The organism is Sphingomonas sp. TDK1, assembly GCF_001650735.1.
In the GTDB taxonomy this organism is placed as follows: Bacteria; Pseudomonadota; Alphaproteobacteria; order Sphingomonadales; family Sphingomonadaceae; genus Sphingomonas.
Genome location: NZ_LXVY01000012.1, coordinates 1 through 25,335 on the forward strand (window position 1 = coordinate 1; position 25,335 = coordinate 25,335).

At 66.6% G+C, this 25,335-nt stretch carries 16 protein-coding genes and 3 tRNA genes; 10 read left to right on the plus strand and 9 right to left on the minus strand.

Annotation, left to right across the window (positions count from 1 at the left end; genetic code table 11):
* Positions 1-377 precede the first annotated feature (377 nt).
* A complete protein-coding gene (locus tag A7X12_RS09600) occupies positions 378-1,565 on the minus strand; it encodes a M24 family metallopeptidase (protein WP_064311427.1) in 1,188 nt (395 codons plus the stop codon).
* Positions 1,566-1,575: 10 nt separating this feature from the next.
* The gene (locus tag A7X12_RS09605; protein WP_064311428.1) at positions 1,576-2,808 is read right to left on the minus strand and encodes an NAD(P)/FAD-dependent oxidoreductase; all 1,233 of its coding nucleotides are present in this window, start codon (positions 2,806-2,808) and stop codon (positions 1,576-1,578) included.
* A 131-nt stretch (positions 2,809-2,939) separates the two neighbouring features.
* Between A7X12_RS09605 and A7X12_RS09610 the strand changes: the two genes are divergently transcribed.
* Positions 2,940-3,584 (plus strand): GntR family transcriptional regulator, encoded by a 645-nt coding sequence (locus A7X12_RS09610; protein ID WP_064311429.1) that lies wholly within the window; start codon positions 2,940-2,942, stop codon positions 3,582-3,584.
* Between the two features lie 3 nt (positions 3,585-3,587).
* On the opposite strand, the gene A7X12_RS09615 is transcribed toward A7X12_RS09610, so the two are convergent.
* From A7X12_RS09615 to A7X12_RS09625, 3 genes are read right to left on the minus strand one after another with little or no spacing between them, the layout of a single operon-like run.
* Positions 3,588-4,994 (minus strand): amino acid permease, encoded by a 1,407-nt coding sequence (locus A7X12_RS09615; RefSeq protein WP_064311430.1) that lies wholly within the window; start codon positions 4,992-4,994, stop codon positions 3,588-3,590.
* A 24-nt stretch (positions 4,995-5,018) separates the two neighbouring features.
* The gene (locus tag A7X12_RS09620; protein WP_064311431.1) at positions 5,019-6,017 is read right to left on the minus strand and encodes a 4-hydroxyproline epimerase; all 999 of its coding nucleotides are present in this window, start codon (positions 6,015-6,017) and stop codon (positions 5,019-5,021) included.
* 6 nt (positions 6,018-6,023) lie between these two features.
* Positions 6,024-6,947, minus strand: a complete 924-nt coding sequence (locus A7X12_RS09625; protein WP_064311432.1) for a dihydrodipicolinate synthase family protein — start codon at positions 6,945-6,947, stop codon at positions 6,024-6,026.
* A gap of 209 nt (positions 6,948-7,156) precedes the next feature.
* Between A7X12_RS09625 and A7X12_RS09630 the strand changes: the two genes are divergently transcribed.
* From A7X12_RS09630 to A7X12_RS09650, 5 genes are all read left to right on the plus strand, one after another.
* Positions 7,157-10,099 (plus strand): TonB-dependent receptor domain-containing protein, encoded by a 2,943-nt coding sequence (locus tag A7X12_RS09630; RefSeq protein ID WP_064311433.1) that lies wholly within the window; start codon positions 7,157-7,159, stop codon positions 10,097-10,099.
* A gap of 228 nt (positions 10,100-10,327) precedes the next feature.
* Entirely contained in the window at positions 10,328-12,691 is a 2,364-nt protein-coding gene (locus A7X12_RS09635) for a glycoside hydrolase family 127 protein (protein ID WP_232318441.1), read from the plus strand.
* Between the two features lie 29 nt (positions 12,692-12,720).
* Positions 12,721-13,731 (plus strand): Ldh family oxidoreductase, encoded by a 1,011-nt coding sequence (locus A7X12_RS09640; RefSeq protein ID WP_198161981.1) that lies wholly within the window; start codon positions 12,721-12,723, stop codon positions 13,729-13,731.
* Positions 13,728-15,476, plus strand: a complete 1,749-nt coding sequence (locus tag A7X12_RS09645) for a DUF885 domain-containing protein (RefSeq protein WP_064311435.1) — start codon at positions 13,728-13,730, stop codon at positions 15,474-15,476. Before A7X12_RS09640 ends, A7X12_RS09645 begins: the two co-directional genes overlap by 4 nt.
* A 158-nt stretch (positions 15,477-15,634) precedes the next feature.
* Complete coding sequence (locus tag A7X12_RS09650; protein ID WP_064311436.1) at positions 15,635-16,714, plus strand: AraC family transcriptional regulator; 1,080 nt, start codon at positions 15,635-15,637, stop codon at positions 16,712-16,714.
* Between the two features lie 571 nt (positions 16,715-17,285).
* Here the strand turns inward: A7X12_RS09650 and A7X12_RS09655 are convergent.
* From A7X12_RS09655 to A7X12_RS09665, 3 genes are all read right to left on the minus strand, one after another.
* Positions 17,286-17,362, minus strand: a tRNA-Pro gene (locus tag A7X12_RS09655).
* Positions 17,363-17,736: 374 nt separating this feature from the next.
* A tRNA-Ile gene (locus tag A7X12_RS09660) sits at positions 17,737-17,812 on the minus strand.
* Positions 17,813-17,877: 65 nt separating this feature from the next.
* Positions 17,878-19,497: a sensor histidine kinase gene (locus tag A7X12_RS09665; protein WP_064311437.1), complete on the minus strand. Its 1,620-nt coding sequence runs from the start codon at positions 19,495-19,497 to the stop codon at positions 17,878-17,880.
* 179 nt (positions 19,498-19,676) lie between these two features.
* Between A7X12_RS09665 and A7X12_RS09670 the strand changes: the two genes are divergently transcribed.
* Complete coding sequence (locus tag A7X12_RS09670) at positions 19,677-20,150, plus strand: Lrp/AsnC family transcriptional regulator (RefSeq protein WP_064311438.1); 474 nt, start codon at positions 19,677-19,679, stop codon at positions 20,148-20,150.
* 84 nt (positions 20,151-20,234) lie between these two features.
* Here A7X12_RS09670 and A7X12_RS09675 read toward each other — a convergent pair whose 3' ends face one another.
* Positions 20,235-21,518 carry a tetratricopeptide repeat protein gene (locus tag A7X12_RS09675; RefSeq protein WP_064311439.1) on the minus strand — a complete coding sequence of 428 codons (1,284 nt, stop codon included), beginning with the start codon at positions 21,516-21,518 and terminating at the stop codon, positions 20,235-20,237.
* Positions 21,519-21,778: 260 nt separating this feature from the next.
* Between A7X12_RS09675 and gyrA the strand changes: the two genes are divergently transcribed.
* From gyrA to A7X12_RS09690, 3 genes are all read left to right on the plus strand, one after another.
* Complete coding sequence (gene gyrA, locus A7X12_RS09680) at positions 21,779-24,523, plus strand: DNA gyrase subunit A (protein ID WP_064311440.1); 2,745 nt, start codon at positions 21,779-21,781, stop codon at positions 24,521-24,523.
* A gap of 3 nt (positions 24,524-24,526) precedes the next feature.
* Complete coding sequence (locus tag A7X12_RS09685) at positions 24,527-24,880, plus strand: DUF952 domain-containing protein (RefSeq protein WP_064311441.1); 354 nt, start codon at positions 24,527-24,529, stop codon at positions 24,878-24,880.
* Positions 24,881-24,948: 68 nt separating this feature from the next.
* A tRNA-Glu gene (locus A7X12_RS09690) sits at positions 24,949-25,024 on the plus strand.
* The last annotated feature ends 311 nt before the right edge of the window (positions 25,025-25,335 follow it).

The window sequence follows — 25,335 nt, forward strand, 5'->3', positions numbered from 1 at the left end:
TGAGCGTCGCACCATCCACTTCGCAGGTTTCGTCCATCTCGCCGCCACCATGATCTGGTTACGGTGAATGTCGATCCGCGCTAGCGGAAGTGCCATCCGTCGGGCCCGAGGCGCGACACCATTGCCACACCTCGTGCAACCATTTGGTCCCCTCGCCGCAGGACGCGAGGCCCGCTTTGAACGCCGCATCCCCGCAGGCGACAACAAACCGTCAACCCGTTGCACAGACCTCCCGCAGGCTCCGACCTAACGATTTTCGGCCTCAGATAGGCGCTTTCGACCAAGCTTTCGCGATGATATGAGTGGCTACTGTTCTCACCTCGCATGCGCCAACGTGATTAGGTACGGTTTGGGGGGCCTGCCCCACCCCGCCGCCGCTAGCCGACCACCCGGTCGATCGTCGGCTGCGGCTCGGTGAACCAGCGCGGGCCCGTGTCGGTCATGTAGAAATGATCCTCCAGCCGTATGCCGAAGCGGTCGGGCACGACGATCATCGGTTCGTTGGAGAAGCACATGCCGGTATCGAGCGGCGTCCTGTCGCCGCGCACCAGATAGGCGGGTTCGTGGATCGACAGGCCGATGCCATGGCCGGTGCGGTGGGGTAGCCCCGGCAGCCGGTAGTCGGGCCCAAGCCCCGCCTTTTCCAGCACCGCGCGCGCCGCCGCATCCACCTGCTCGCACGGGACGCCCGGCGCCGCGGCAGCGAACGCTGCGGCCTGCGCCTCCTTCTCCAGCGACCAGATCGCCTGCTCCTCATCCGAAACCCGACCGAAGGCATAGGTGCGCGTGATGTCCGAATGATAGCCTTCGATCGTGCAACCGGTGTCGATCAGCACCAACTGGTTTTCCTCCAGCGCCTGCTCGCCGGGCAGACCATGGGGAAAGGCGGTGGCGTGGCCGAACTGCACGATGCAGAAGCTCGATCCCGCCGCGCCCAGCGCGCGGTGCGCCTGATCGATGAAGCGCTTCACCGCGCCCGTGGTGATGCCGGGCTGAAGGATGCGCGCGGCCCGGCGATGCACTTCCAGCGTCATGTTCTTGGCCTGCTGCATCAGCGCGATCTCGGCTGGCGACTTGCGCATCCGGCATCCGTCGATCGCCGGCGCGCCGTCGACCAGCGTCACCTGCGGCGCCGCCCGGCGCAGGCGCTCTGCCATCTGGAACGGTAACGCCGGATCGATCGCCAGCGTGGTGACCCCGCCAAGCGACGCCGCGACCAGCGCGAACGGATCCTCATCCTCCTCCCACAGCCGCATGTCTGCGGAGAAGGCCATGTCTGCCGTCAGTGAGCCGAGCTCGAAGCGCGGGCAGATCATGACCGGCTCGCCGTGCAGCGGCAGCAGCATCGCCACCAGCCGCTCGGTCGCGCCCCAGGGCACACCGGCGAAATAGCGCAGCGACATGCCCGCATTCACCAGCAGCGCCTGGGCACCCATTGCCGCCATCCGTTCGCGGACTTGCGTCAGACGGTCCCGGCGCTCGTCCTGGCTGATCGCGGGTGCGCGGTCCGCCCACGGGGCGAGCGTCGCGAGTTCGGTTTCCGCGGTGGATCCGCCGATGGTCATCCTGTCTTCCTCATGCTTCAAATCGTTGCAGGCTGAACGGCGCGAGATCGATCACGGCCGCCCCACCCTCCGCCAATGCGGCGATGCGTTCGCCGGTTACTGCGGCGAGGGTTAGTCCCAGATGCTGATGCCCGAAAGCGTAGAGCAGATTGCCCGCCCGCGCACTCCGGCCGATCGCGGGCAGATAGTCGGGCAGCGTCGGCCGTGCCCCGGTCCAGCGGGTGAAAGGCGGCCGGAGCGGCAGGCCGAGTGCCGCGACATGCCCCTCCAGCCGCGCCCATTTGGCGGGATCGGGCGGCGTGTCGATGCCGGCGAATTCGACAAAGCTCGCCACCTGCACGCAGCCGGCATAGCGCGTGACGATCATCGAGCGGTCCTCGAACACCACAGGCGGCAGATCCGCGGGCCAGTCGTGATCGGCCGCGCGAAGATGATAGCCGCGCTCGGCGATGATCGGTACGCGGTGGCCAAGCGGGCCAAGCACCCGGCCCGACGCGACGCCGGCGGCAACGAGGACCTGGTCCACCGCCACCATCTCGCTACCGTCGACCACCACCCGCGCCTCCCCGCCCGCCACGCGGAGAGCAGCGCGGCCCGGCAGGATCGTGCCGCCCGCCGCCACCAGCGCGGCGCGCAACGCGCGGTCGAGTGCGCCCAGGTCGGCAATCTGGGCGGTATTGGTGAACCGGATCGCACCCGCCATCGGGGTACCGGGCAGGTGCAGCAGCTCGGCGGGCGTGGCATCGCGGAACCGCGCGGTGCCGATCTCCGCCTCGACCCAGGATCGCCGTCCCGCACCCGCGGAAGCGGCGCTGCCCCAGGCGACGATATGCCCCTGTTCGCGCAGCAGTTCCGGCACGTCGAGGCTGGCGCTCAGCCGCTGCCAGGCCGGCATCGCCTCGCCGAGCAGCCCCCCCAGCGCCTCTTTTCCCCGCGCGAAGGCGCTGGGCCGTGCCGCGCGCAGCAGCCGCAGCCCGAACGGCAGCCAATGCCGCCACGCCGCGGGCGGCAACGACACCGCGCCCCCTGCCCCGAAGCGGCGTCGCGGCAGGCTGCGTACCGTCGTCCAGGAGGCCAGCGGCGCCACCTGTTCGGTCGCGATGTGTCCGGCATTTCCCCAGGAGGCAGCGGTCCGATCGGGATCGTTATCGACGAGGCGCACCGACCAGCCGGTGCGGGCCAGCGCCAGCGCGCTCGCCAGCCCGACCACACCGCCGCCGATCACCACCATATTGCGCTGCATCAACTTCGCCTTGCTGATTTAGGGGTAGAGGTATACCGTATTTTGATACCGATCGGGTCATAATCCGCTTGCCGGGGGCGCGGAATTCCTGATCTCGGCACCCGCGTTCGTCTCAGGGAAAGTCGCACCGCATGAGTATCGTCGTCCGCACGCTCTCCGAACAGATCTTCACGATCGTTCGCGAGCAGATCGTTTCCGGCAAGCTGCCGGTCGAACAGGCGATCCGGCAGGATGCGCTCGCCAACCAGCTGGGCGTCAGCAAGATCCCGCTGCGCGAGGCGCTGGCCCGGCTGGAGCAGGAAGGGCTGCTGGTCGGCCAGGCGAACCGCGGCTATTTCGTCCGCGCGATGTCGTCGGGTGAGGCGGAGGAAATCTTCGCGTTGCGGCTGGCGATCGAACCCGATGCGGTTGCGGCGGCGGCCGAAGCCGCGACCGATGCCGATCGCGCGGCGGCGCGCGAGGCGCTGGCGGCGCTGGACGTCGCCGCGGCCGAGCATCTCGACGAGGTCGCCGCGCACAACCGCGAATTTCACATGGCGCTCGTCCGTCCCGGCGGCCGGCTGCTCACCACCCAGCTGGTCGAGCGGCTGCAGATCCTGTCCGAACGCTATGTCCACAAGCATCTCGAGCCCGCCGGCCGCGAGGATCGCGCGCATCTGGAGCATGCCGACCTGATCGAGGCATGGGAGCAGGGCGACGGGAACCGCGCCCGCGCACTTGCCCGCGCGCATATCGAGGGCACCCTCACCGATCTTCGCCGCCAGCTGAATGGCTGACCCTCAGCCGCGCGCCAGCACGCTGCGGGCGCGGCCATAGAGGAAATAGACCGCGAGGCCCGCGACGTTCCAGATCAGGAAGCGCACCAGCGTCTTCTCGGGCAGCGAGAAGAGCAGGTACAGGCAGCCCAGTACCGCCAGCGTGCCGACGAGATAGGGCTGCGGGCAGCGGAAGATGCGCGGTGCATCGGGCGCGCGGCGACGCAGCAGCATCATGCACACCCCCACGGCGATGAACGCGATCAGCGTGCCGGCATTGGCGAGCTCGGCGATCTCGTCCAGCCGGAGAAAGCCTGCGACCGCGGCGACGAACAGGCCGGTGATCCCCGTCACCAGCACCGGCGCGCCGGTACGCGCCGAGACCTTGGCAAGGCCGCGCGGCAACAGCCCGTCCCGCGCCATCACGAAGAAGATGCGGCTCTGGCCGTACATCATCACCAGGATGACCGAGGGGAGCGCCACCAGCGCGGCGGCGGCGATCGCCCAGGCGGCGAAGGGGTGCCCCAGCGTGCGCAGCACCAGCGCCAGCGGTTCGGGCGAGTTGCCGAGCGCGGCGGTGGACATCGCGCCCACCGCGGCGACCGCGACCAGGATGTAGATGGTGGTGCACAGTGCCATGGATCCGACGATGCCAATGGTCAGGTCGCGGCCCGGCTTCTTGGCTTCCTCGGCGGACGTCGCAACCGCGTCGAAGCCGTAAAAGGCGAAGAACACGATAGCGGCGGCAGCCATCACCCCACGCGTGCTGGTGCCATCGGCATGCGACGCGAAGCCATAGGACATGAACGGGTGGAAATGCGCGGGGTCGAACCCCGGCAGTGCCAGCGCGACGAACACCGCCAGCGCCACCAGCTTGATTGCGACCAGCACGATGTTGAGCGTGGCGCTCTCGCGGGTGCCCGCCATCAGCATGCCGGCGATCGCGAAGGAAACCAGCACCGCGGGCAGGTTGACGATCCCCCCGGCATGCGGGCCCTGCAACAGCACCGCGGGCAGATGCACCCCTGCCGATTGCAGCCAGCCGACCAGATAGCCCGACCAGCCCACCGCCACTGCCGAACAGGCGAGCGAATATTCGAGGATCAGGCTCCAGCCGACCACCCAGGCGATCGTCTCGCCCAGCACCGAATAGCTATAGGTATAGGCGCTCCCCGCCGCCGGGATCATCGTCGCCAGCTCGGCATAGGCGAGCGCGGCACAGGCGCAGACCACGCCAGCGATCACGAAGGCGAGGACCACCGCCGGCCCTGCCCGCTCCGCACCCACGCCCGTCAGCGTGTAGATGCCGGTGCCGACGATCGCGCCGACGCCGAGCGCGATCAGATGCGGCCAGGAAAGCGTGGGGCGCAGCCGATGCGCGCTATGGCCCGTGCTGCGTTCGATCGGCTTGATCGGTCCCCAAAATCCCATGCGCCCCCCAGTATGTCGTTGTTGTCAGACGACCGAGAAGCCGGCCCAGAACGGGTCTTCGCGGTCGATCCAGATGGTGTTGAAGCCGGTCGCGATCGCCGAGCCTTCGATCGAGGGGATGATGCCGGGACGATCGCCCACCATCACCGCTTCCTCGACCCGGCCTATGAACCGGCTGCCGATATAGCTTTCATGGACGAAGCGGTCGCCGACGTTCAGCCGGCCCTGCTGTTCCAGATGCGCAAGCCGCGCCGAGGTGCCGGTGCCGCACGGGCTGCGGTCGATCGCGCGTTCGCCGTAGAACACGGCGTTTCGGCCATCTGCCCCGTCGCCCTTGGGCTTGTCCGCCCAGAGGACGTGGCTCACGCCGCGAATGCGGTCGTCGAGCGGATGCACCGGTTCGATCGCCGCGCGCATTCGTTCGCGGACCATGCGGCTGAGTTCGACGATGCGCGAGGCGCCGAGGTCGTCGAGGCCGGTATAGGGGCCCTGCGGCTCGATGATCGCATAATAGTTGCCGCCATAGGAAACGTCGACGGTCAGCGGGCCAAAGCCCGGGACCTCGATCTGGATGCCCGTCGCCGCGACATAGGCGGGGACGTTGCGAATGCGCACCCAGCGTACCCGGCCGCCCGTCATCTCATAGGTGATGTCGATCACCCCCGCCGGCACCTCGATGCGCAGCTGACCCGGGGTCCGCGGGGTAATCAGTCCGTGCTCGAGCCCGAAGGTTACCATGCCGATCGTGCCGTGCCCGCACATCGGCAGGCAGCCCGAGGTCTCGATGAACAGGATCCCGCAATCGGCGTCGTCGCGGGTGGGCGGGTAGAGGAACCCGCCGGACATCATGTCGTGCCCGCGCGGCTCGAAGCAGAGCCCGGTGCGGATCCAGTCGAACCGCTCGAGAAAGTCCGCGCGCCGCGCCAGCATGTCGCCGCCGCGGAGCAGCGGCGCTCCGCCGGCGACCAGCCGCACCGGGTTTCCCGCGGTGTGGCCGTCGATGCAGAAGAAGGTGTGGCGCATGGCCCCTCAGGCGGCCTTGGCCGCGCGCTGGCTCGGCCGCGTCGCCGCCGCTTCCTCGACCCAGGCGATCACCTGCGCGCGCCGTTCTCCGGTGAGCGGCAGGCGCGGCATGCGGACCCGCTCGCTGCCGCGGCCCATGATCTCCTCGGCAAGCTTGATCGACTGCACCAGATCATGCTCGGCATCGAGATGGAGCAGCGGCATGAACCACCGATAGATGGCGCGCGCCTCGTCGTACCGGCCCTCGTTGAACGCCGCGACCAATCGCACCGACTCTTCCGGGAAGGCGCTGGTCAGGCCCGAGACCCAGCCCGAGGCACCGAGGAAAAGGCCTTCGAGCGCGACGTCGTCCAGGCCGGCCATCAGCGTGTAGCGATCGCCATAGCGGTTGAAGAGATCGGTGAAACGGCGCGGATCGGGTGCGCTTTCCTTGACCGCGACGATGTTCTTCACGTCGACCAGCCGGTCCAGCGTCGCCGTGTCGATCGACACGCGATAGGCGGGCGGGTTGTTATACAGCATGATCGGCAGCGAGGTCGCCTCCGCCACGGCGCGGAAATGCGCTTCCAGCTCTTCGGCGGTCGGCACATAGACCATCGCCGGCAGCAGCATGAAGGCATCGACGCCGATCTTCTCCGCATCGCGGACATACTCGATCGCGCGGGCAGTGGTGAACTCGGACACGCCCGCGACCAGGGGTACACGGCCGCCGACCGCCTCGACGCCCGCCCGGAGCACCTGGCGCTTCTCGTCTGCCTCCAGCGAATTGTTTTCGCCGCAGGTGCCGAGCAGGATCAGGCCGTCGACGCCATCATCGACCAGTGCGGTCTGCGTGCGCTGGGTAGCGGCCAGGTCGATCGAAAGGTCCGCCGCGAACTGGGTCGTCGCCGCGGGATAGACGCCGGTCCAGAGCGTCTTTGCTGCAGTCATAAGAACAGGTTCCTCCAAAGCATTGGACATTTCGTATACCGTATCCTTTGACCGCGCAAGGGCCGGATGCACCACTGCATAATTTCCCGCGCGATGAAAGACCTGCCCATCCCGGGACGGTGGGCGCTTAAGATATCGTATAATTTATTTGACGGAATGATGCTGGTTATGTTGCATATGCGCGACTCAAAAATGGGGGTTCGCGGTTTATGCGCAATTTTGTTGCTATACGGGCAGGTGCCGCGCTGGGCGCAGTGGCCGTCGCCTTGCTATCCACCGGGGCCTATGCCCAGCAGGCCGATACCGGCACGACGGCAACGGATGCCGATCGGAGCGCCGAGATTACCGTAACCGGCACGCGAATCCGCCGCCCGGACCTGGAGAGCAACAGCCCGCTGACCAGCGTCGATGCGCAGGAAGTACGCTATCAGGGCGCGGTCAATGCCGAGACGATGCTGGCGCGCCTTCCGCAGTTCACCGCCGACGCGAACGAGAACGTGTCGAACGGCGCGAACGGATCGGCCCAGATCAACCTGCGCAACCTCGGTCCCAACCGCGTGCTGACGCTGATCAACGGCCAGCGCATTCTCTCCTCGCAGGCCACCGACATCAACTTCGTCCCGACGGCGCTGATCGAGCGGGTCGACGTCGTCACCGGCGGCGCCTCGGCGGTCTATGGCTCGGACGCGATGTCGGGCGTGGTCAACTTCATTCTGCGCGACCATCTCGACGGGCTGCGGCTCGATGCGCAAACCAGCGTCGCCCAGCACACCAACGATAATGGCTATGTCCGCGGTCTCGTTTCGGCCAAGGGCTATCAGCTGGCGCCGCGTAACGTGTTCGACGGGGCCAAGCAGGACGTCAACGGCGCGTTCGGCAAGAATTTCGCCGGCGGCCGCGGCAACATCACCGTCTATGGCGGCTATCGTCACACCGCGCCGGTGCTGCAGTCCACACGCGACTATTCCTCTTGCGCGCTCAACGCCAACGGCCCCAGCGCGCTGGTCTGCGGCGGATCGAGCAACACCACCTACGGCACCTTCGCGCCGCTCGACGGCCCCAGCAAGGATCTGGGCTATCTCACCAACGCCCGCGACGGCTCCAAGAGCTGGGTGCCCTACGACGCCACCTACGCGTACAACTATTCGCCGACCAACTACATCCAGCGCTCGGACGAGCGCTATACCGGTGGCGGCAGTGCGTCGTTCGAGATCGCGCCGGCAGCCAAGCTGTACGGCAGCTTCATGTGGATGAAGGACCACACCTTCTCCCAGGCAGCCCCCTCGGCGCTGTTCCTCGGCACCACCTTCACCCTGCCCTGCAACAACCCGCTGATGAGCGCCGGGCAGCAGGCGGCCCTGTGCGGCCCCGCCGCCGGCACGGCGGCCACGATCGACACGCTGATCGGCTATCGCCTCAACAGCGCCTATTCGCGGCGCGACGATCTGCGCCACCAGGACTATCGCTATAACGGCGGCGTGAAGGGCGATCTCGGCCACGGCTTCAGCTATGACGTCGGCTATCTGTTCTCGCTGTCGCGCTACAACGAGACCTATCTCAACAACGTCGACAATGTGAAAGCGCAGCGCGCGATCGACGTCGTGTCGGTAAACGGCACCCCGACTTGCCGCTCGAAGATCGACGGCACCGATCCAGCCTGCGTGCCGATCGACATCTTCCGCGCGGACGGCATCACTACCGATCAGGCGCGGTACCTGTTCAGCCAGTCGAACACTGCTTCGCGCGATACGCTCGAAGTCTTTTCTGGCTCCGTGAACGGCGATCTCGGTACGTTCGGCATCCAGAGCCCTTGGGCGACGCGCGGCGCCGGGCTCGCGGTCGGCGTGGAGCGCCGCCGCGAGACGCTGAACTTCACTGCGGACGCGGTCGCCAAGCAGGGCGGAAGCGCGGATATTGACGGTTCGATCACCGTCAACGAAGCCTATGGCGAGCTGGAGCTGCCGCTCGTCGGCAATGTGCCCTTCATTCACGATCTGACGGTGAATGGCGGCCTGCGCTATTCGGACTATACCAACCGCCAGGGGTCGACCGCGACCGAATCGCACTACAAGGCGTGGACCTACAAAGCGGAGCTGACCTGGTCGCCGATCGACGGCGCCCGCTTCCGCGCCAGCTACAACCGCGCGATCCGCGCTCCCAATATCGGCGAGCTGTTCGGCGCGCGCGGCATCGGCAACGTCTCGCTGACCGATCCGTGCGCCGGCGCGGCGCCCGATGCACCGCTCGCCGCGTGCAAGCTGACCGGTGTCAGCGATACGCAATACGGCCACATCATCCAGTGCCCGGCGGAAACCTGCTCGCAATCCTATGGCGGCAATCCGGCGGTGAAGCCCGAGGTGGGCGACACCTACACCTTCGGCGTGGTGCTGACGCCCAAGCAGCTGCGCGGCTTCTCGCTGTCGGTCGACTATTATCACATCAAGGTGAAGGGCTATATCAGCTCGTTCGACCCGTCGCTGGTGGTCAGCCAGTGCACCAGCACCGGCGACCCCTATTATTGCGGGCTGTTCCATCGCGATCCGCGCTCCGGCGCGCTGTTCGGCACCAACGGCTATGTGGTCGGCAGCACGCTCAACACCGGCTATCTGCTCACCTCGGGCATCGACGTCGCCGCCGCCTATGCGACGCGGATCGGCCGCCTCGGCAAGCTGGACGCCAATATCGTCGGCACCTGGCTGCAAAAGCAGGTCAAGGAGCCGCAGCCGGGCCTCGGCAGCTATGACTGCAAGGGCTTCTACGGCTATAGCTGCGGCCAGCCCAATCCCAGCTGGCGCCATGTCGGCCGCCTGACCTGGATCGTGCCGGGTGAGAAGGCGACGCTGTCGCTCGCCTGGCGGCACTTCGCGGGCACCCGCCTTTCGACCTCGTCGTCGAACGAATTCCTCAAGAAGGCGGGACCGATCAGCATCATCAATGCGCGGATCCCCGCCTATGACTATCTCGACCTCGCGAGCACGGTGACCATTTCCAAGCAGTTGCAGTTCCGCGCCGGCATCAACAACCTTACCGACAAGTCGCCGCCGGCGATCGCCTCGGGCGTGCTCGCCAGCTTCGGCAACGGCAATACCTATCCGGGCGTGTACGATCCGATGGGCCGCACGATGTTCGTCGGCGCGACGCTCACCTTCTGATCGCCCTGCCAGAAACGCCGAGGGCCGGTGCGAACGCGCCGGCCCTTCCACGGCGTTTCGGCCGGATCCGGATCGTGGCGCCGCTCCGCGATCGCCGGGATCCGCCCCATGGTCCTGCTAGGGCGCCCCCATGGCGCGCGGTATAAAATACTGCGAGGGCCAAGCTCGCCAGCTTGACCCCGCCCCACCGCCTTCGTAGATCGTATACTAAATTGGGAGGCTGCCGATATGCGTACGCGGAGAGAATTGCTGACAGGGGCCAGCGGCACGCTGCTCGCCGAGAGCGTCCTGCCCGCCTTTGCACGGGCGGCCGACACGACCCGGCTCCCCGCCACGCTTTCCCCCCTGCCGCTGACGGCGATCCGCCTGCGTCCCTCTGACTATGCACGCGCGGTGGAGGTCAACCACCGGGCGCTGCTCCAGCTGGAGCCCGATCGCCTGCTCCACAATTTCCGCAAATATGCCGGTCTCGAACCCAAGGGCGCGCTGTATGGCGGCTGGGAGAGCGACACCATCGCCGGCCACACCCTCGGCCACTATCTCTCCGCGCTGGTCCTGACGTGGCAGCAGACCGACGACCCCGAGATGCGCCGCCGCGCCGACTATATCGTCGCCGAGCTGGCCGAGGCGCAGGCGAAGCGCGGCACCGGCTATGTCGGCGCGCTCGGCCGCAAGCGGAAGGACGGCACCATCGTCGACGGCGAGGAGATCTTCCCCGAGATCATGCGCGGCGAGATCAAGTCCGGCGGCTTCGACCTCAACGGCGCCTGGTCGCCGCTCTACACGGTCCACAAGGTCTTCGCCGGGCTGCTCGACGTGCATGCCGGCTGGGGCAATCCGCAGGCGCTGCAGGTCACGCTCGGGCTGGCCGCCTATTTCGAGAAGGTGTTCGCCGCGCTGGACGACGCGCAGATGCAGCAGATGCTCGGCTGCGAATATGGCGGCCTCAACGAAAGCTTCGCCGAGCTCTACGCCCGCACCCGCGACGCCCGCTGGATGGTCGTCGCCAAGCGGCTGTACGACGATCGCGTGCTCGATCCGCTGGCGGCGCGCGAGGACAAGCTGTCCAACCTCCACGCCAACACCCAGGTCCCCAAGCTGATCGGCCTGGCGCGCATCCACGAGCTGACCGGCGATGCCCGCGACGCCACCGCCGCCCGCTTCTTCTGGGAGCGGGTCACCGGCCATCACAGCTATGTGATCGGCGGCAATGCCGATCGCGAATATTTCTCCGCGCCCGACAGCATCGCCCAGCACATCACCGACCAGACGTGCGAGCATTGCAACACCTACAACATGCTCAAGCTCACCAGCCATCTGTTCGGCTGGCAGCCCGACGGCGCGCTGTTCGACTATTATGAGCGCGCGCACCTGAACCATGTGATGGCGCAGCAGAACCCGAAAACCGGCGGCTTCACCTACATGACCCCGCTGATGAGCGGCGCCGAGCGCGGCTATTCGCAGCCGGCCGAGGACGCCTTCTGGTGCTGCGTCGGCTCCGGCCTGGAAAGCCACGCCAAGCATGGCGAAGCGGCGTTCTGGCAGGGCGAGCATGCGCTGCTCGTCAACCTCTACATCCCCGCCGATATCGACTGGAAGGCGCAGGGCGCGAAGCTCTCGCTGGACACCGCCTATCCGTTCGACGGCACCGCCACGCTCAAGGTCGATCGCCTGGCCCGCGCCGGCAAGTTCGCGATCGCGCTGCGCGTACCCGGCTGGGCCGCGGGCAAGGCGGTGGTCACGGTGAACGGCAAGCCCGCAGGCGCGACCTTCGACCGCGGCTATGCGATCGTCTCGCGCAACTGGAAGGCGGGCGACGCCGTGGCGATTACCCTGCCGATGGCGCTGCGGCTGGAGGCGACGCCGGGCGACGACAGCGTGGTCGCGCTGCTGCGCGGGCCGATGGTGCTTGCCGGCGATCTGGGCCCGACGACGACGCCGTGGAGCGCCGCCGATCCCGCGCTGGTCGGCGCCGATCTGCTGGCCGCCTTCACCCCCGCCGCCGAACCGGCCGTGTTCGAGACGCGCGGCGTCGTCCGCCCCGGTGACCTTCGCTTCGTCCCCTTCTATCGCCAGTATGAGCGTCGCAGCGCGGTCTATTTCAAGCGCTTCACCGAAGCCCAGTGGAAGGTGGAGGAGGCCGCATTCCTTGCCGAGCAGGCCCGGCTGAAGGACGTTGCCGCGCGCTCGGTGGACGTGATGCATCTGGGCGAGATGCAGCCGGAACGCGATCATGATCTGCGCTCGGAAATTTCCTACCCTGTCTCCTATCGCGGCCGGCAGGGGCGCGATGCGCGCTCGGGCGGCTATTTCGATTTCACGATGAAGGTGAAGCCGGGCCCGCTGTTGCTCCAGGCCACCTATTGGGGCGGCGAGCGCGATCGTACGTTCGATATCCTGGTCGACGACGTGAAGATCGCCACGCAGCAGCTCAACGACAAGGAACAGCCGGGCAAGTTCTACGACGTCGCCTATACGCTGCCGGAGGCGCTGACCAAGGGCAAGAAGAGCGTCCGCGTCCGCTTCGTGCCGCATGACCGCAGCTCGGCCGGTCCGGTATTCGGCGTCGTCCTGCTCGCCGCCAGGTCGTGAGCGCGCCGCGGCCGGAGAACGGCGTCCAGATGACGCTGGACGCGGTGCGTGCGCTCGCCCGCCGGGTGTTGCGCGCCGCCGGCCTCGCGCCCGATCATGCCGAAGCCGTCGCGGAGACGATGGTGGCGGGCGAGCGCGACGGCTGTGCCTCGCACGGCATCTACCGGCTGCTCGTCGCGGCCAACACCATCGCCAAGGGCAAGGTGGTGCGCGATGCCGTGCCCGTGCTTTCCGAACCCGCCAGGGCGCTCGCCCGGGTGGACGGTGGCGGCGGCTTCGCCCAGCTTGCGTTCGAGGTGGGCAAGTCCGCGCTGGTCGCCAAGGCGCGCGCCCATGGCATCGCCGCGCTTGCGTTGAACAACGTCGTCCACTTCGCCGCGCTCTGGCCCGAGGTCGAGGCGCTGGCGAACGAGGGGCTCATGGCGCTGGCCTTCACCCCCAGCCATGCCTGGGTCGCCCCCGCCGGGGGCACCCGGCCGGTGTTCGGCACCAATCCCATCGCGTTCGGCTGGCCGCGCCCTGCCCCGGCCCCGCCCTTCGTCTTCGATTTCGCCACCAGCATGGTCGCGCGCGGCGAGATCGAGCTGCATCGCCGGGCCGGCCGCACCGTACCGGAGGACTGGGGCATCGATGCCGAAGGACGTCCGACCACCGATCCCGCCGCGATCCTGGATGGCGCGATGCGCACCTTCGGCGGCCACAAGGGCTCGGCACTCGCAGCGATGGTGGAACTGGTCGCCGGCCCGCTGATCGGCGACCTGACCAGCGCCGAATCGATCGCGGCGGATGATGGCGCCGGCGCCTCGCCGCTGGGCGGCGAGTTGATTATCGCCATCGATCCCGCCGGTTTCCTCGGCGAGGCGGTTGCCGATCATCTCGCCCGTGCCGAAGCGATGTTCCTGGGTATCGAGGCACAGGGTGCCCGCCTTCCCTCTTCGCGGCGCTATGCCGCCCGCAGCCGCAGCCTTGCCGAGGGGGTGCGCATCCCCGACAAGCTCTATGCCGATATTCTAGCGCTGGAAGCGAGCCTTACGCCATGAAGCCCATTCTCCTCCTCTCCGCCGCCCTGCTCGCCATCGCCGCCGCGCCGGCGCCCGCGCCGAAGCCGGCCAGCCCCGACGCCCGGCTCAAGGCGATCATCGACAGCGAGTATAGATGGCGGGTCGCGCAGCAGGGCCCCGGCGAGGACAATCCTGCCGCCAAGGGTGGCCTGCCCGATGTCGGCCCCACGGCACAGGCGGCGCGGCTGGCGCGCTGGACCGCCACCGCGCAGGCGCTTGCCGCAATCGATCCCGCCAAGCTCAGCCCGAAGGGGCGGATCGACTATCTGGTCTATAAGGGGCAGATCGACGCGCTGCTCGCCGCCCAGCGCTTCCGCGACTATGAGAAGCCGCTCACCTCCGACACCAGCTTCTGGAGCGACATCGCCGGGTCGGCGCGCGATGCCTTCGTGCGCGAGGAGCAGTACCGCGCCTATATCACGACGCTGCGCGACATGCCGCGCTATTTCGATCAGAATATCGCCAACATGCGCGCCGGCCTCGCGCGCGGCTTCACTCCGCCCAGGGTGACGCTGACCGGTCGCGACATCGGCGTGGCGCAGGTGGTCGAGGCAAAGCTCGAGGACAATCTGTTCTACACGCCGTTCAAGAAGTTTCCGGGCGCCATCCCGACGGCAGTGCAGGCAGAATTGCAGCGTGAGGGTGCCGCGGCGATCCGCGAAGCGGTGGTGCCCGCGCACCAGAAGCTGCTCGCCTTCCTGCGGACCGAATATATTCCCGGCGCCCGCACCGCGCTCGCCGCGACGACCCTTCCCGACGGCCAGGCCTATTACCGCTCGAAGATCCGTGAATATGTCACGCGCGACATGACCGCCGAGCAGGTCCATGCCGTCGGCGTGCGCGAAGTGGCGAAGATCCGCGCCGAGATGATGACCGTGAAGGCTGCGGCGAAGTTCGACGGCGATCTGCCCGCCTTCCTCGAATTCCTGCGCACCGATCCGCAATTCTACGCCAAGACGCCGCAGGAGCTGCTTTATCATGCCGCCTGGGCGGCCAAGCAGTTCGACGGCAAGGCGGGGCAATATTTCGGCCGCCTGCCGCGCCGGCGCTTCGCCATCGTGCCGGTGCCGGATGATCTTGCGCCCTTCTACACCGGCGGACGCGGCGGCCCGGGCATCTATCTCGTCAACACCTATGATCTGAAGTCGCGCCCCTTCTACCAGCTGACGGCGCTGACCCTGCACGAAAGTGCGCCGGGACACGCCTTCCAGATGCCGCTGGCGAACGAGAACAAGGATCTGCCGCCCTTCCGCCGCGACACCTATCTTTCCGCCTATGGCGAAGGCTGGGCGCTCTATTCGGAGAAGCTGGGCGTCGAGATGGGGATGTACGAGACGCCCTATGACCAGTTCGGCATGCTCAGCTACCAGATGTGGCGCGCGGCGCGGCTGGTGGTGGATACCGGCATCCATGCCATGGGGTGGAGCCGCGAGCAGGCGCAGGCGTTCCTGCGCGACAATACCGCGCTCAGCAATCACGAGATCGAGACGGAAGTCGATCGCTACATCGCATGGCCGGGCCAGGCGCTCAGCTATTACATGGGCGAGCTCGCATTCCTCGATGCGCGTGCGCGGGCCGAAAAGGCGCTGGGGGCGAAGTTCAACATCCGCGCCTGGCACGATGCGATGCTGCAGCTGGGTTCGGTGCCGTTGACCGTGATCGACCAGCGTACCGACCAGTTCATCCGCACCGGCGGCAAGGGCCCCTATCCCGACGAGGAATAGGGTATCGGGCGGGCCGCCGGAGGGGACCCAAAACGGGAGCGCCGCGCTTCCCGGCCGCACCGCGCGCTGGTAGATATACGGTGGGCGGTCTATCCGGAGAGCGAAAGCGGCGCCACCATGGCGGCCCCGGATCGCGAGATCCCCTGCTGGAGGCTTGGATGCCCGCGACGGATCGAACGATTGCCCAGATGGCGGACGATGATTTCTTCATCGCGCATCGTTCCGATCGGCTCGATCCCGTGCGATTCGATCTCCAGCGCAGCGCCGATCCGCGGCGAGCGATCCAGAGCGTCGCTGAGGTATTCTGCCCGCACCGCATCGTTCGGCACGATCCCGGCGCGCCCCTCGACTTCCGCCACAGCTCGGCGCGGATCGCGCAGACCACGTTCAACCAGATCGCCTATGGCAGCTGTATCGACGTGCTGGTCGACGATGTGAACCGCGCCCAGTATATCTTCGTGCTGCAGCTGCGCGGCGAGATGCACGTCACCGGGCATGGCGCGCAGAAGACGATCACGTCGGGCGAATATATGGTGCTCGGGCCGGACACGCCCTATCGGTTCGTCCACGAGGCCAATGACGCGCATCTCGCGGTCGGCATGCCCCGGCGGATGATCGAACTGGGCGATCAGGCCTATGGCGGGCCCAGCATCGGCATTGAGCCCGAAACGGTCGAAGGCGTGGCGGGCAGCCTGGTCGATTACCTCTCCTTCGTGTGCCGCGAGCTCCAGCGCGGTGGTGCGGCGTTCGAATCGGCGGGCGTGCGGAACAGCACCGAGGACATGATCGCGGGCATGATGAAGTCGATCCTGGCCGCGCGTACGCCCAGCCCAGCAACGGCGCCCGGGGTTGCGCCCGCGCATGTCCACCGCGCCGAAGCCTTTATGGACGCGCATCTCCAGGAGGATCTGAGCATCGAGGCGATCGCGGCGGCGGCGGGCGTGCCGGAACGGACGCTGCACCACGCCTTTGCGCGGTTCCGCGGCACCTCGCCGATGCAGTGGCTGCGGACACGGCGGCTCGAACATGCCCGCCGCGAGATCCTGGCGAGCGGCGGGAGCGCCAACATCCTCCAGATCGCCAACCGCTACGGCATGCAGCATGGCGGGCGGTTCGCGACCTATTACCAGCAGCATTTCCACGAACGTCCATCCGATACGCTGCGTATCGCACGGGTGGGCGAGTCCGATCCGGCACGTATCTGGCGCGAACCGGACGGGCTTGCCGAAAGCGGATAGCTTTGCCGTCGTGGTAGCACGATCTTGGCGCATCCGAAACGAGGGTGGCCGAAATGCAAACGGAATCCTCTCCCCGCTGCGACGTTGACCCCTGGAACACCAGCCCGACGCGGCAAGCGTGGTTGGCGACAATCAGGTTGATAGCCGCCCGCAACTTCCTATCCCTCGACCCCCCGAGGTTGGCAGACGGTCTTGGTTGTCTGGTACAGATGGTCGACCACTTTCCCTCGGAAGCGGATTCCCCTGAGATCCGAATTTGTGGTGACGCGCCTCGTGGTTCAGGAGACACCGATTTCAGCGCGTTGATGCAGCAGGTGCGCGCACTGGCGATCAGCCTTTCAGCCGGCGCTGCGAGGACAGAAACAAATCGGACTACAAAATTTGCAAATGATCTTGGCGAAGCTCGGAAGCTGATTCCAATGCTGCTCCAGGCACTGACTCACCCGTCTACGACCGAAGAGACGAAAGCGCCGATCGCATAGCTGCGTATCGACGGTCCCGCTGACGGAGGGCTGATATCAGCTCGTCCAACACCGGCAGCAACACCAAAAATGTGCGGGTTAACCGATTGTGGTCGGGGAGACAGGATTCGAACCTGCGACCCTCTGGTCCCAAACCAGATGCGCTACCAGACTGCGCTACTCCCCGACAGGCCGTCGCGCTTAGAGCTTCCTGGACCGGGATACAAGCCGCTTCACCTGCGAAAACACGACGGCAGGATACCGGGCGCCCATGGCGCCCCTCGAGCGCGCCATCCACATCAATGTGCGACTTCCCGAGTACCGCCAAGATAGCCGCGATCTCGTTCATCTAGACGATCGTGATTCGAGCAATATCAGAAGACTACATGCAAACGTCCTAGGCTCTGCTCGTGCCGGGATGATTTGCGGGATAGCGCTCGCTAGGGCGAGAACCTCACGGGTGAGGCTCGCACCTTGGCGGGTTTGCGCCAACACCGCCGACCAGATGGCCGGGGGGCGCTCTGCCCGGGATACATCTGGGAAAATGGCGCAGCGCCATGCTGGTGGGCCCGGCAGGACTCGAACCCGCAACCTAGCCGTTATGAGCGGCCAGCTCTAACCATTGAGCTACAGGCCCCCCAGCATTTTCACGCCCTAGCGGAGCAGGCTGCCCCGCTGCAAGCCCTTGCCGACGGGGTCAGGTTAGCTGCGCTGCGCCTGTTCGGGCGCCACGGCAGTAGCAGCAGGAAGACGCAGGGTCAGCAGATCCGGCGAAATCCGCAGGCTACCGCCCAGCTCCCTCGCTAGGTTGCGCGCAAGCCGCAACGCAAAACCCGTACCCAGCAACGTCTCGTCCCCGTCCTGCTCATCATCGATGCCAAGCACGGTTTCGCCCGGATAATGGCCCAGCGCCCGCGGTCGATCGATGGCGATGGCAAGATGCTGCTCGCCATCCAGCGCGAAGCGGATGCGTATGCGCTCGTCGCGCACGGTAGCAGAAACGAGCGTTGCCATCAGACGGGCTATCAGCCGCTCCACCGCGCGACGATCACCTGACACGAAGACGTCCTGGTCTGGCAACAAGACCGCCGACCCACGAAGGGTAAGCAGCTCGCCCAGATCGGCGACGATCCCCGCCAGCAGCGGGCGCAGCGCCACTTTTCCCTCGCGCAGCGAAAGCGCAGCGGTCTCGATGCGGGCGGCGAGATCGAGATCGTCGATCGCGCCCAGCAATTCCCGAGCCTGGGCCCGAATTACCGCCGCGCGGTCACGATATGGTTCCGGTACGGGGCCCAACATCTGGGTCTCGATCATCTCGGCAAAACCGGCAATCGCGTTGGTCGGCGTACGGAGCTCATGGACAATCTGCCGCAGCGCGTCTGCTTCCACGGGTGCACCGCGGACCGGCTCGGCCCGCTCGTCGGGTCTCGGACGGCGGGCGGTGCCGCGATAGCCGCTGAAGCGTCCGGTCACCTGTTCGAAGACAGGCAAGGCTGACACCAGCCAGTCCCCCGCCGCGTTCGACCGGCCTTCGATCGTCAGCCGCGCATTGCTGAAGCCAGCGCGGCGGCGAAAGGCACCGGCGGCAACGCCGTCCAGCCGGCTCCCCCCCGGAAGGCCCTGCAGATCGAGCGATAGCCCCACAAGCGGCGCGCGATCGACCCCATCCACCCAGCGCACCACGCCACTGGCATCCGTCTCGAAACGGAAATTCCGCGCACGCTCGGCTGCACGCTTCGCGGTTCCGGTATCGCGTTCGCGATGATAGGCCTCGATCCTCGCCACCAGATCGGCAATCGCGAACGGACCAGCGTCCTCCAAGGCAACCGCAGCCTGCTCGACGTGAGCGCCGTCCTGTGCCGGCACGGCCTCGGCCAACGCCGCACTTTGGTCCGCCAGAACGAAATCGGATGGACCGAAGCTTTCAAGCGCGCGCGCGACCTCGGGCCCAAGGTCGCGGCGATTGCGCAAGACGTGCCGCGCGCCCGGCGCGAGCGCCGGCAACAGGCCGATCCACGCATGCGTTTCCAGCCGCGCATTGCTCAATACCGGGATTGCGACACTCAATTCGTCCGTTGCAAGCAGTCGGACCAGCGCGGCGGGTGGCTCCGTCCCATCCAGCGCCCGCGCGCTGGCGGCGCGGACCGGCAGCGGCACGAGATGCCGAATGGACTCGAGCACCTCCATCGCGCGCTCTTCGCCGGTCACGCGTCCGCGGGCCAGCAGGTCGACCAGCTGCCGCCATACCAGCGGCGCCCCGACAGCCGAACGCAGATCGCCTGCCAGCACCGTTTCCAGCGTATCGTCAAACCTAAGCGGCAACGCCGTGGGTCCCTCAAAAAGTCAGTGTCTTTACGGAGGTGTTCATAACGCGATGCAACCGTTGGTGGAAACAGTCCATTTCGGCACGTCGCAATGTGGGACAATTGCGTTGAAGCGTAATTTTATTATGCTAATGGGCAGCAAGAAGAAACGAACCCACGCAGGAGCCCCAGAAGAAAATGCGATTCGACGAGATCGACGTCCGGATCCTAGGACTACTCCAGGAAAATGGCCGCATGACCAATGTCGAGCTTGCCGAAAGGGTTGGGCTCACCGCCCCGCCCTGCCTGCGCCGCGTCCGCGCGCTTGAACAGGAAGGCGCGATCAAGGGATATCACGCTGCGCTCGACCCGAGCGCGCTCGGCTATAACCTCACCGTCTTCGCGATGGTGAGCCTGAAAAGTCAAGCCGAAAGCGACCTCCGCGCCTTCGAACACCTTGTCGCCGAGATCCCGGAAGTCCGCGAGTGCCACATGCTGAACGGTGAAATCGACTTCATCCTGAAGATCGTCGCGCCGGACCTGCAGAGCTTCCAGACAATTCTTACGACGCGGCTGACCACCGCACCCAATGTCGAGCACGTGAAGACCTCACTGACCATCCGTACCGCCAAGGCGCTGCCAGGCGTGCCGGTGCCGGACCATCAGGGCTGATCCACCCGAAGGCGATACGCAGACTGAAAAAGAAAGGGACGGTCCCGCGGGACCGCCCCTTCTTTTTTGCGCAGAATTTCGGGATCAGGAAAGTGCCGGAAGATCCAGCGCCACCGTCCACAGCGCGGCGAGATCGACTGCCGGCGGGGTCTTCACCTGGCCAAAACCGGTGCGTGCATCGTCCTTGCGGCCCAGATTGTACAGCGCGATCGCACGATGCAGGTTTACCTCGTCGGCAGCAACGCCGCCCTTCTGCAGCGCCACGTCGTACAGTTCCACAGCCTTGGCGTAGTCGCCCGAGGCGAGGAACGCATCGCCGGTCTGCGACGCCATCTTGCCGTTCGCGGCCGCCTGCGACTGCTTGATCAGCGGAGTCAGCGAACCTTCCGCCTTCGCCTTGGTCTGCGCCGACGTGTAGATGCGGGCGATGTCCGGATTGCCGGCCGGGATCTTGCCCGCAGCGCGCCCCTCGTCGATGACGGCAACGGCTTCCCAAGGCAGACCCGCCGAGTTCACCGATTCGGCATAGTCGATATAGTCATTCTGGTCGGCCAGCACCTTGGTGGTGCGCAGCAGACGGTACAGGTCAATACGCTGGGCCGCGGTGAGGCGACCGCCTGCCGAGTCCGCGCTGCCACGCATCACCAGCACACCCCAGCGCCAGTTCTGCTTGGTCGGGTAGTCGGCGATCATCTTCTTCAGCCAGTCCGCCGTCGCCGCCCGGTTGCCCGTCGCATAGACCCGCGGGATCGCGAACTGATACCAGGCGACCGGCGGCTTCTGGCCGGTGGCCCTCACGGCCTGGATGGCGCGATCCACTTCGGCAACCGACTCGTTCGGCTTGCCGGTCTGCGCATAGGCATTGGCGAGCGAGATCGAGATGTCGAAATCATTGTTGCCGGCTTCACGCGCCTTGGTCAGCGCGTCGATCGCCGCCGGATACTGCTTCGCCGTCAGCGCCTGATTGCCAAGGATCGTGTAATATTGGCGCTTGTAGATCGGCAGCTCGTTCGCCGGCGTGCGCGGGCTGGCGATCAGGATCGGCAGCGTCTTGGTCAGGCCGGCCAAGTCGTTCTGGCCGATCTGCACGCGCGAACGCAGATAGGCGGCGTAATATTTCTCGTCGTCGTTCTGCGCGGCCTGGTCGAGCGCGTCGAGCGCCGGCGCCGCGGCGGCCCAGTTCTTGGCCTGCACCGCTTCCATCGCGGGCTGCGCCGCCTTGCGGAAGGCATCGCCAACCTTCAGCGCGTTGGGGTCCTCCTTGGAGGCGCCCTTCTTGTCCTTCTGGGCAAGCGCCGGCGTCGTCACCAGCGCCGTCGAACCCAGCGCAAGCATTGCAGTCAGCGCAAGCTTCGAAACAAACTTCATCTGAAACTCTCCTCGTCGGCCAGGCGGCGTCGCGGTTCCTCTAAAGGCGCGTTCCATCCCGTTCAAGCATGATGCCGGTGCGGCAGTCTGGCTGAACCGGGTTTGAATACGCCCCAGTGCGGGGCTGAAACGTCCGCGGGCCCACTTGGCTCCCATTCTCCCCACGCACGCGCACGCGTACGCGCGGGCGCGGGGTTGGCAGGAGGCATGTGGACGGCTAGAGCCATCGTAGCGTAACAAAAACCCGAAAGTCTGTTGCATTGACCGACGAGACCCTGCTCGCCGACCCTTCTGACATTACCCCGATCTCGATCGTCGACGAGATGAAGACCTCGTACCTCGATTACGCGATGAGCGTGATCGTGGCGCGCGCCCTGCCCGACGTTCGAGACGGCTTGAAGCCCGTCCACCGCCGTATCCTCTATGCCGCCCAGGAGGGCGGCTATGTGGCGGGACGCCCCTACCGCAAGTCTGCCCGCCTGGTCGGTGACGTGATGGGTAAATACCACCCGCACGGCGACAGCTCGATCTACGACGCGATGGCCCGCATGGCGCAGGACTGGGCGATGCGCGTCCCCCTGATCGACGGCCAGGGCAATTTCGGCTCGATGGACCCCGATCCGCCCGCCGCGATGCGCTACACCGAAGCGCGTCTTGCCCGTGTGGCGACGGCGCTGCTCGACGATATCGAGAAGGACACGGTCGACTTCGTACCGAACTATGACGGTTCGGAAAGCGAGCCGTCGGTCCTCCCTGCCCGCTTCCCCAACCTGCTGGTCAACGGCGCGGGCGGCATCGCGGTCGGCATGGCGACCAACATTCCGCCGCACAATCTCGGCGAAGTGATCAACGCCTGCCTCGCCTATATCGACAACGGCGCGGTCACGCTCGAGGAGCTGATGGAGCTGGTGCCTGGGCCGGACTTCCCGACCGGCGCGGTGATCCTCGGCCGTTCGGGCTGCCGCTCGGCCTATCAGACCGGGCGCGGCTCGATCCTGGTCCGCTCGCGCCACGAGTTCGAGCAGCGCGGCGAGCGTCGTTCGATCGTGCTCACCGAGATCCCCTACCAGCAGGGCAAGAACGCGCTGGTCGAGAAGATCGCCGAGGCCGCCAAGGAAAAGCGGATCGAGGGCGTCTCCGACATCCGCGACGAAAGCTCGCGCGAGGGCGTGCGCATCGTCATCGACCTGCGACGCGACGCGACGCCCGAAGTGGTACTCAACCAGATCTGGCGGAACACGCCGGCACAATCGAGCTTCCCGGCCAACATGCTCGCGATCCGCGGCGGCCGCCCGGAACTGCTCAACCTGCGCGACATCATCGAGGCCTTCGTCAAGTTCCGCGAGGAGGTCATCACCCGCCGCTCGAAATTCGAGCTGGCCAAGGCGCGCGACCGCGCGCACATCTTGCTCGGTCTGGTGATCGCGGTCACCAATCTCGACGAGATGGTGAAGATCATCCGCGGCTCGTCGAGCCCGGCCGCCGCGCGCGAAGCCCTGCTCGCCCGCGAATGGCCGATCGCCGAGATCGCGCCGTACATCCGCCTCGTGGAAGCCGTTGACACCGAAGTGACCGGCGACAGCTATCGCCTGTCCGACACCCAGGTCCGCGCGATCCTCGACCTGCGTCTGCACCGCCTCACCGCGCTGGGCCGCGACGAGATCGGCGACGAGCTCAAGGAGCTCGCCGATTCGATCGCCGAGCTGCTCGAGATCCTCGGCAACCGTGCCAAGCTCTACGAAGTGCTGCGCGGCGAGCTGGTGCTGATCCGCGACACCTATGCCACCCCGCGCAAGACCGAGATCGCCGCTGCCGCCGACGGCATCGACGACGAGGACCTGATCGAGCGCGAGGACATGGTCGTGACCGTCACGGTCCAGGGCTATATCAAGCGCACACCGCTCGACGCCTTCCGCGCCCAGGCGCGCGGCGGCAAGGGCCGCGCCGGCATGGCGACCAAGGACGAGGACGCGATCACCGAGCTGTTCGTCACCTCGACGCATACCCCGGTGCTGTTCTTCTCCACGCTGGGCCGCGTCTATCGCATGAAGGTTTGGCGCCTGCCCGAGGGCGGCCCCGCCACCCGCGGCCGGCCGATGATCAACCTGCTGCCGCTCGCCAATGGCGAGACCATCTCCACCGTGCTGCCGCTGCCGGAGGACGAGGACGAGTGGGCGAACCTTCACGTGATGTTCGCCACCGCCAAGGGCAACGTGCGGCGGAACAGCATGGACCTGTTCACCAACGTGCCCTCGAACGGCAAGATCGCGATGAAGTTCGAAGGCGAGGACGAGGACGATCGCCTGATCGGCGTCGCGCTGCTCAATGAGGGCGACGACGTGCTGCTGGCGACGCGCGCCGGCAAGGCGATCCGCTTCCCGGGTGAGGATGTCCGCGCCTTCCAGAGCCGCGCCTCCACCGGCGTGCGCGGCATGCGGCTGGCAGACGGCGACCAGGTGATGTCGCTGTCGATCCTCCACCGCTCCGGCGCCAGCCAGGAAGAACGCGACACCTATCTGCGCTTCGCCCCCTGGAAGGGCGAGCGCGAGGGCGAGTGCGAGCTTGCACCTGAGAAGTACGAGGAGATGAAGGACCGCGAGCAGTTCATCCTCACCGTCTGCGCCAACGGCTATGGCAAGCTCAGCTCGGCCTATGAGTATCGCCGCACGGGTCGCGGCGGCCAGGGCATCACCAACATCGACAATATCGGCCGCAACGGGCCGGTGGTGGCGAGCTTCCCGGCAACCAAGGGGCACCAGCTAATGCTCGTCACCGATCAGGCCAAGATGATACGCATGTCGCTGGGCGATCTGCGTGTGATCGGTCGCAACTCGGCGGGTGTGCGGCTGTTCAACGTCGCGCAGAACGAGCATGTCGTCTCGGCGGCACGCATCGAGGAAAGCGAGGACGAGGCCGAGATGAACCTGGGCGACGGCGCGGTGGCAGGCGAAGCGACCCCGGACGCGGTGCCGGGCGAAGACCTCGCCGACGGCGGCGAGGGCTGAGCCATGGCCGACATGCCCCTCACCGCCTACAAGATCCTGACCCGGGACCAGATGGACACGCTCGAGCACGCGCGTGTCTTCCTGGGCGCGCCGATCGATGTGCAGGACGGCTATATCCACCTCTCCACCGCCGAACAGGCGCAGGAGACGCTGGAGAAGCATTTCGCCGGCCAGACGGGCCTGTGGCTCGCCGCGGTGGACCTCGCCGCGCTGGGCGAGACGGTGCGCTGGGAGCCCTCGCGCGGCGGCCAGCTTTTCCCCCACATCTACGGCCCGCTGCCGCTCGACGCGGTGACGGCGTACAGCGAAGTCGCGCACGAGCCGGACGGCAGCCTGCGCCTGCCAGTGGCGGGCTGAAAAAAGTGTAAAAACATCGCTTGACGGGGCCGGCTACGAAACGTAATTGGCCGCCTCCGCCAAGCAATGGCCCCTTCGTCTAGCGGTCTAGGACGTCGCCCTCTCACGGCGAAAACACGGGTTCGAGTCCCGTAGGGGTCACCAGCCTTTTCAAGAGCTTAGCTGCTGAATAGTTGCACCAATGTGCAACTTACTGCAAATTTACTGCAAAACCGTAGCTGGAAATCGACGGACTTTCACGGATTGTTCTAGGGCCCCACGGCGTCGATATCCGCAGCTGGCGGGACTCTGGCGAGTGTCTGATTCGCACCCAAGACTCAGCCTTTCCACCTCCCTCCGGGATATCCGCCGGCCACCATCATGGGCGCATCGCTCCCGGCACGTGGCGACCAAGATGCGTCGTTCGCTGTTGCGCTTTAAAGGACAGTTTCTGCCGAGGCTGTGTAAAAACGTTG

Excerpts from the sequence above, each read along its gene's own strand:
- A7X12_RS09605 (WP_064311428.1), bottom strand. The coding sequence starts at position 2,808 with ATGCAGCGCAATATGGTGGTGATCGGCGGCGGTGTGGTCGGGCTGGCG.
- A7X12_RS09640 (WP_198161981.1), top strand. The coding sequence starts at position 12,721 with ATGACGCTGGACGCGGTGCGTGCGCTCGCCCGCCGGGTGTTGCGCGCC.
- A7X12_RS09650 (WP_064311436.1), top strand. The coding sequence starts at position 15,635 with ATGCCCGCGACGGATCGAACGATTGCCCAGATGGCGGACGATGATTTC.
- A7X12_RS09625 (WP_064311432.1), bottom strand. The coding sequence starts at position 6,947 with ATGACTGCAGCAAAGACGCTCTGGACCGGCGTCTATCCCGCGGCGACG.
- A7X12_RS09685 (WP_064311441.1), top strand. The coding sequence starts at position 24,527 with ATGGCCGACATGCCCCTCACCGCCTACAAGATCCTGACCCGGGACCAG.
- A7X12_RS09670 (WP_064311438.1), top strand. The coding sequence starts at position 19,677 with ATGCGATTCGACGAGATCGACGTCCGGATCCTAGGACTACTCCAGGAA.
- A7X12_RS09675 (WP_064311439.1), bottom strand. The coding sequence starts at position 21,518 with ATGAAGTTTGTTTCGAAGCTTGCGCTGACTGCAATGCTTGCGCTGGGT.
- A7X12_RS09635 (WP_232318441.1), top strand. The coding sequence starts at position 10,328 with ATGCGTACGCGGAGAGAATTGCTGACAGGGGCCAGCGGCACGCTGCTC.
- A7X12_RS09645 (WP_064311435.1), top strand. The coding sequence starts at position 13,728 with ATGAAGCCCATTCTCCTCCTCTCCGCCGCCCTGCTCGCCATCGCCGCC.
- A7X12_RS09610 (WP_064311429.1), top strand. The coding sequence starts at position 2,940 with ATGAGTATCGTCGTCCGCACGCTCTCCGAACAGATCTTCACGATCGTT.
- A7X12_RS09600 (WP_064311427.1), bottom strand. The coding sequence starts at position 1,565 with ATGACCATCGGCGGATCCACCGCGGAAACCGAACTCGCGACGCTCGCC.
- A7X12_RS09615 (WP_064311430.1), bottom strand. The coding sequence starts at position 4,994 with ATGGGATTTTGGGGACCGATCAAGCCGATCGAACGCAGCACGGGCCAT.
- A7X12_RS09620 (WP_064311431.1), bottom strand. The coding sequence starts at position 6,017 with ATGCGCCACACCTTCTTCTGCATCGACGGCCACACCGCGGGAAACCCG.
- A7X12_RS09630 (WP_064311433.1), top strand. The coding sequence starts at position 7,157 with ATGCGCAATTTTGTTGCTATACGGGCAGGTGCCGCGCTGGGCGCAGTG.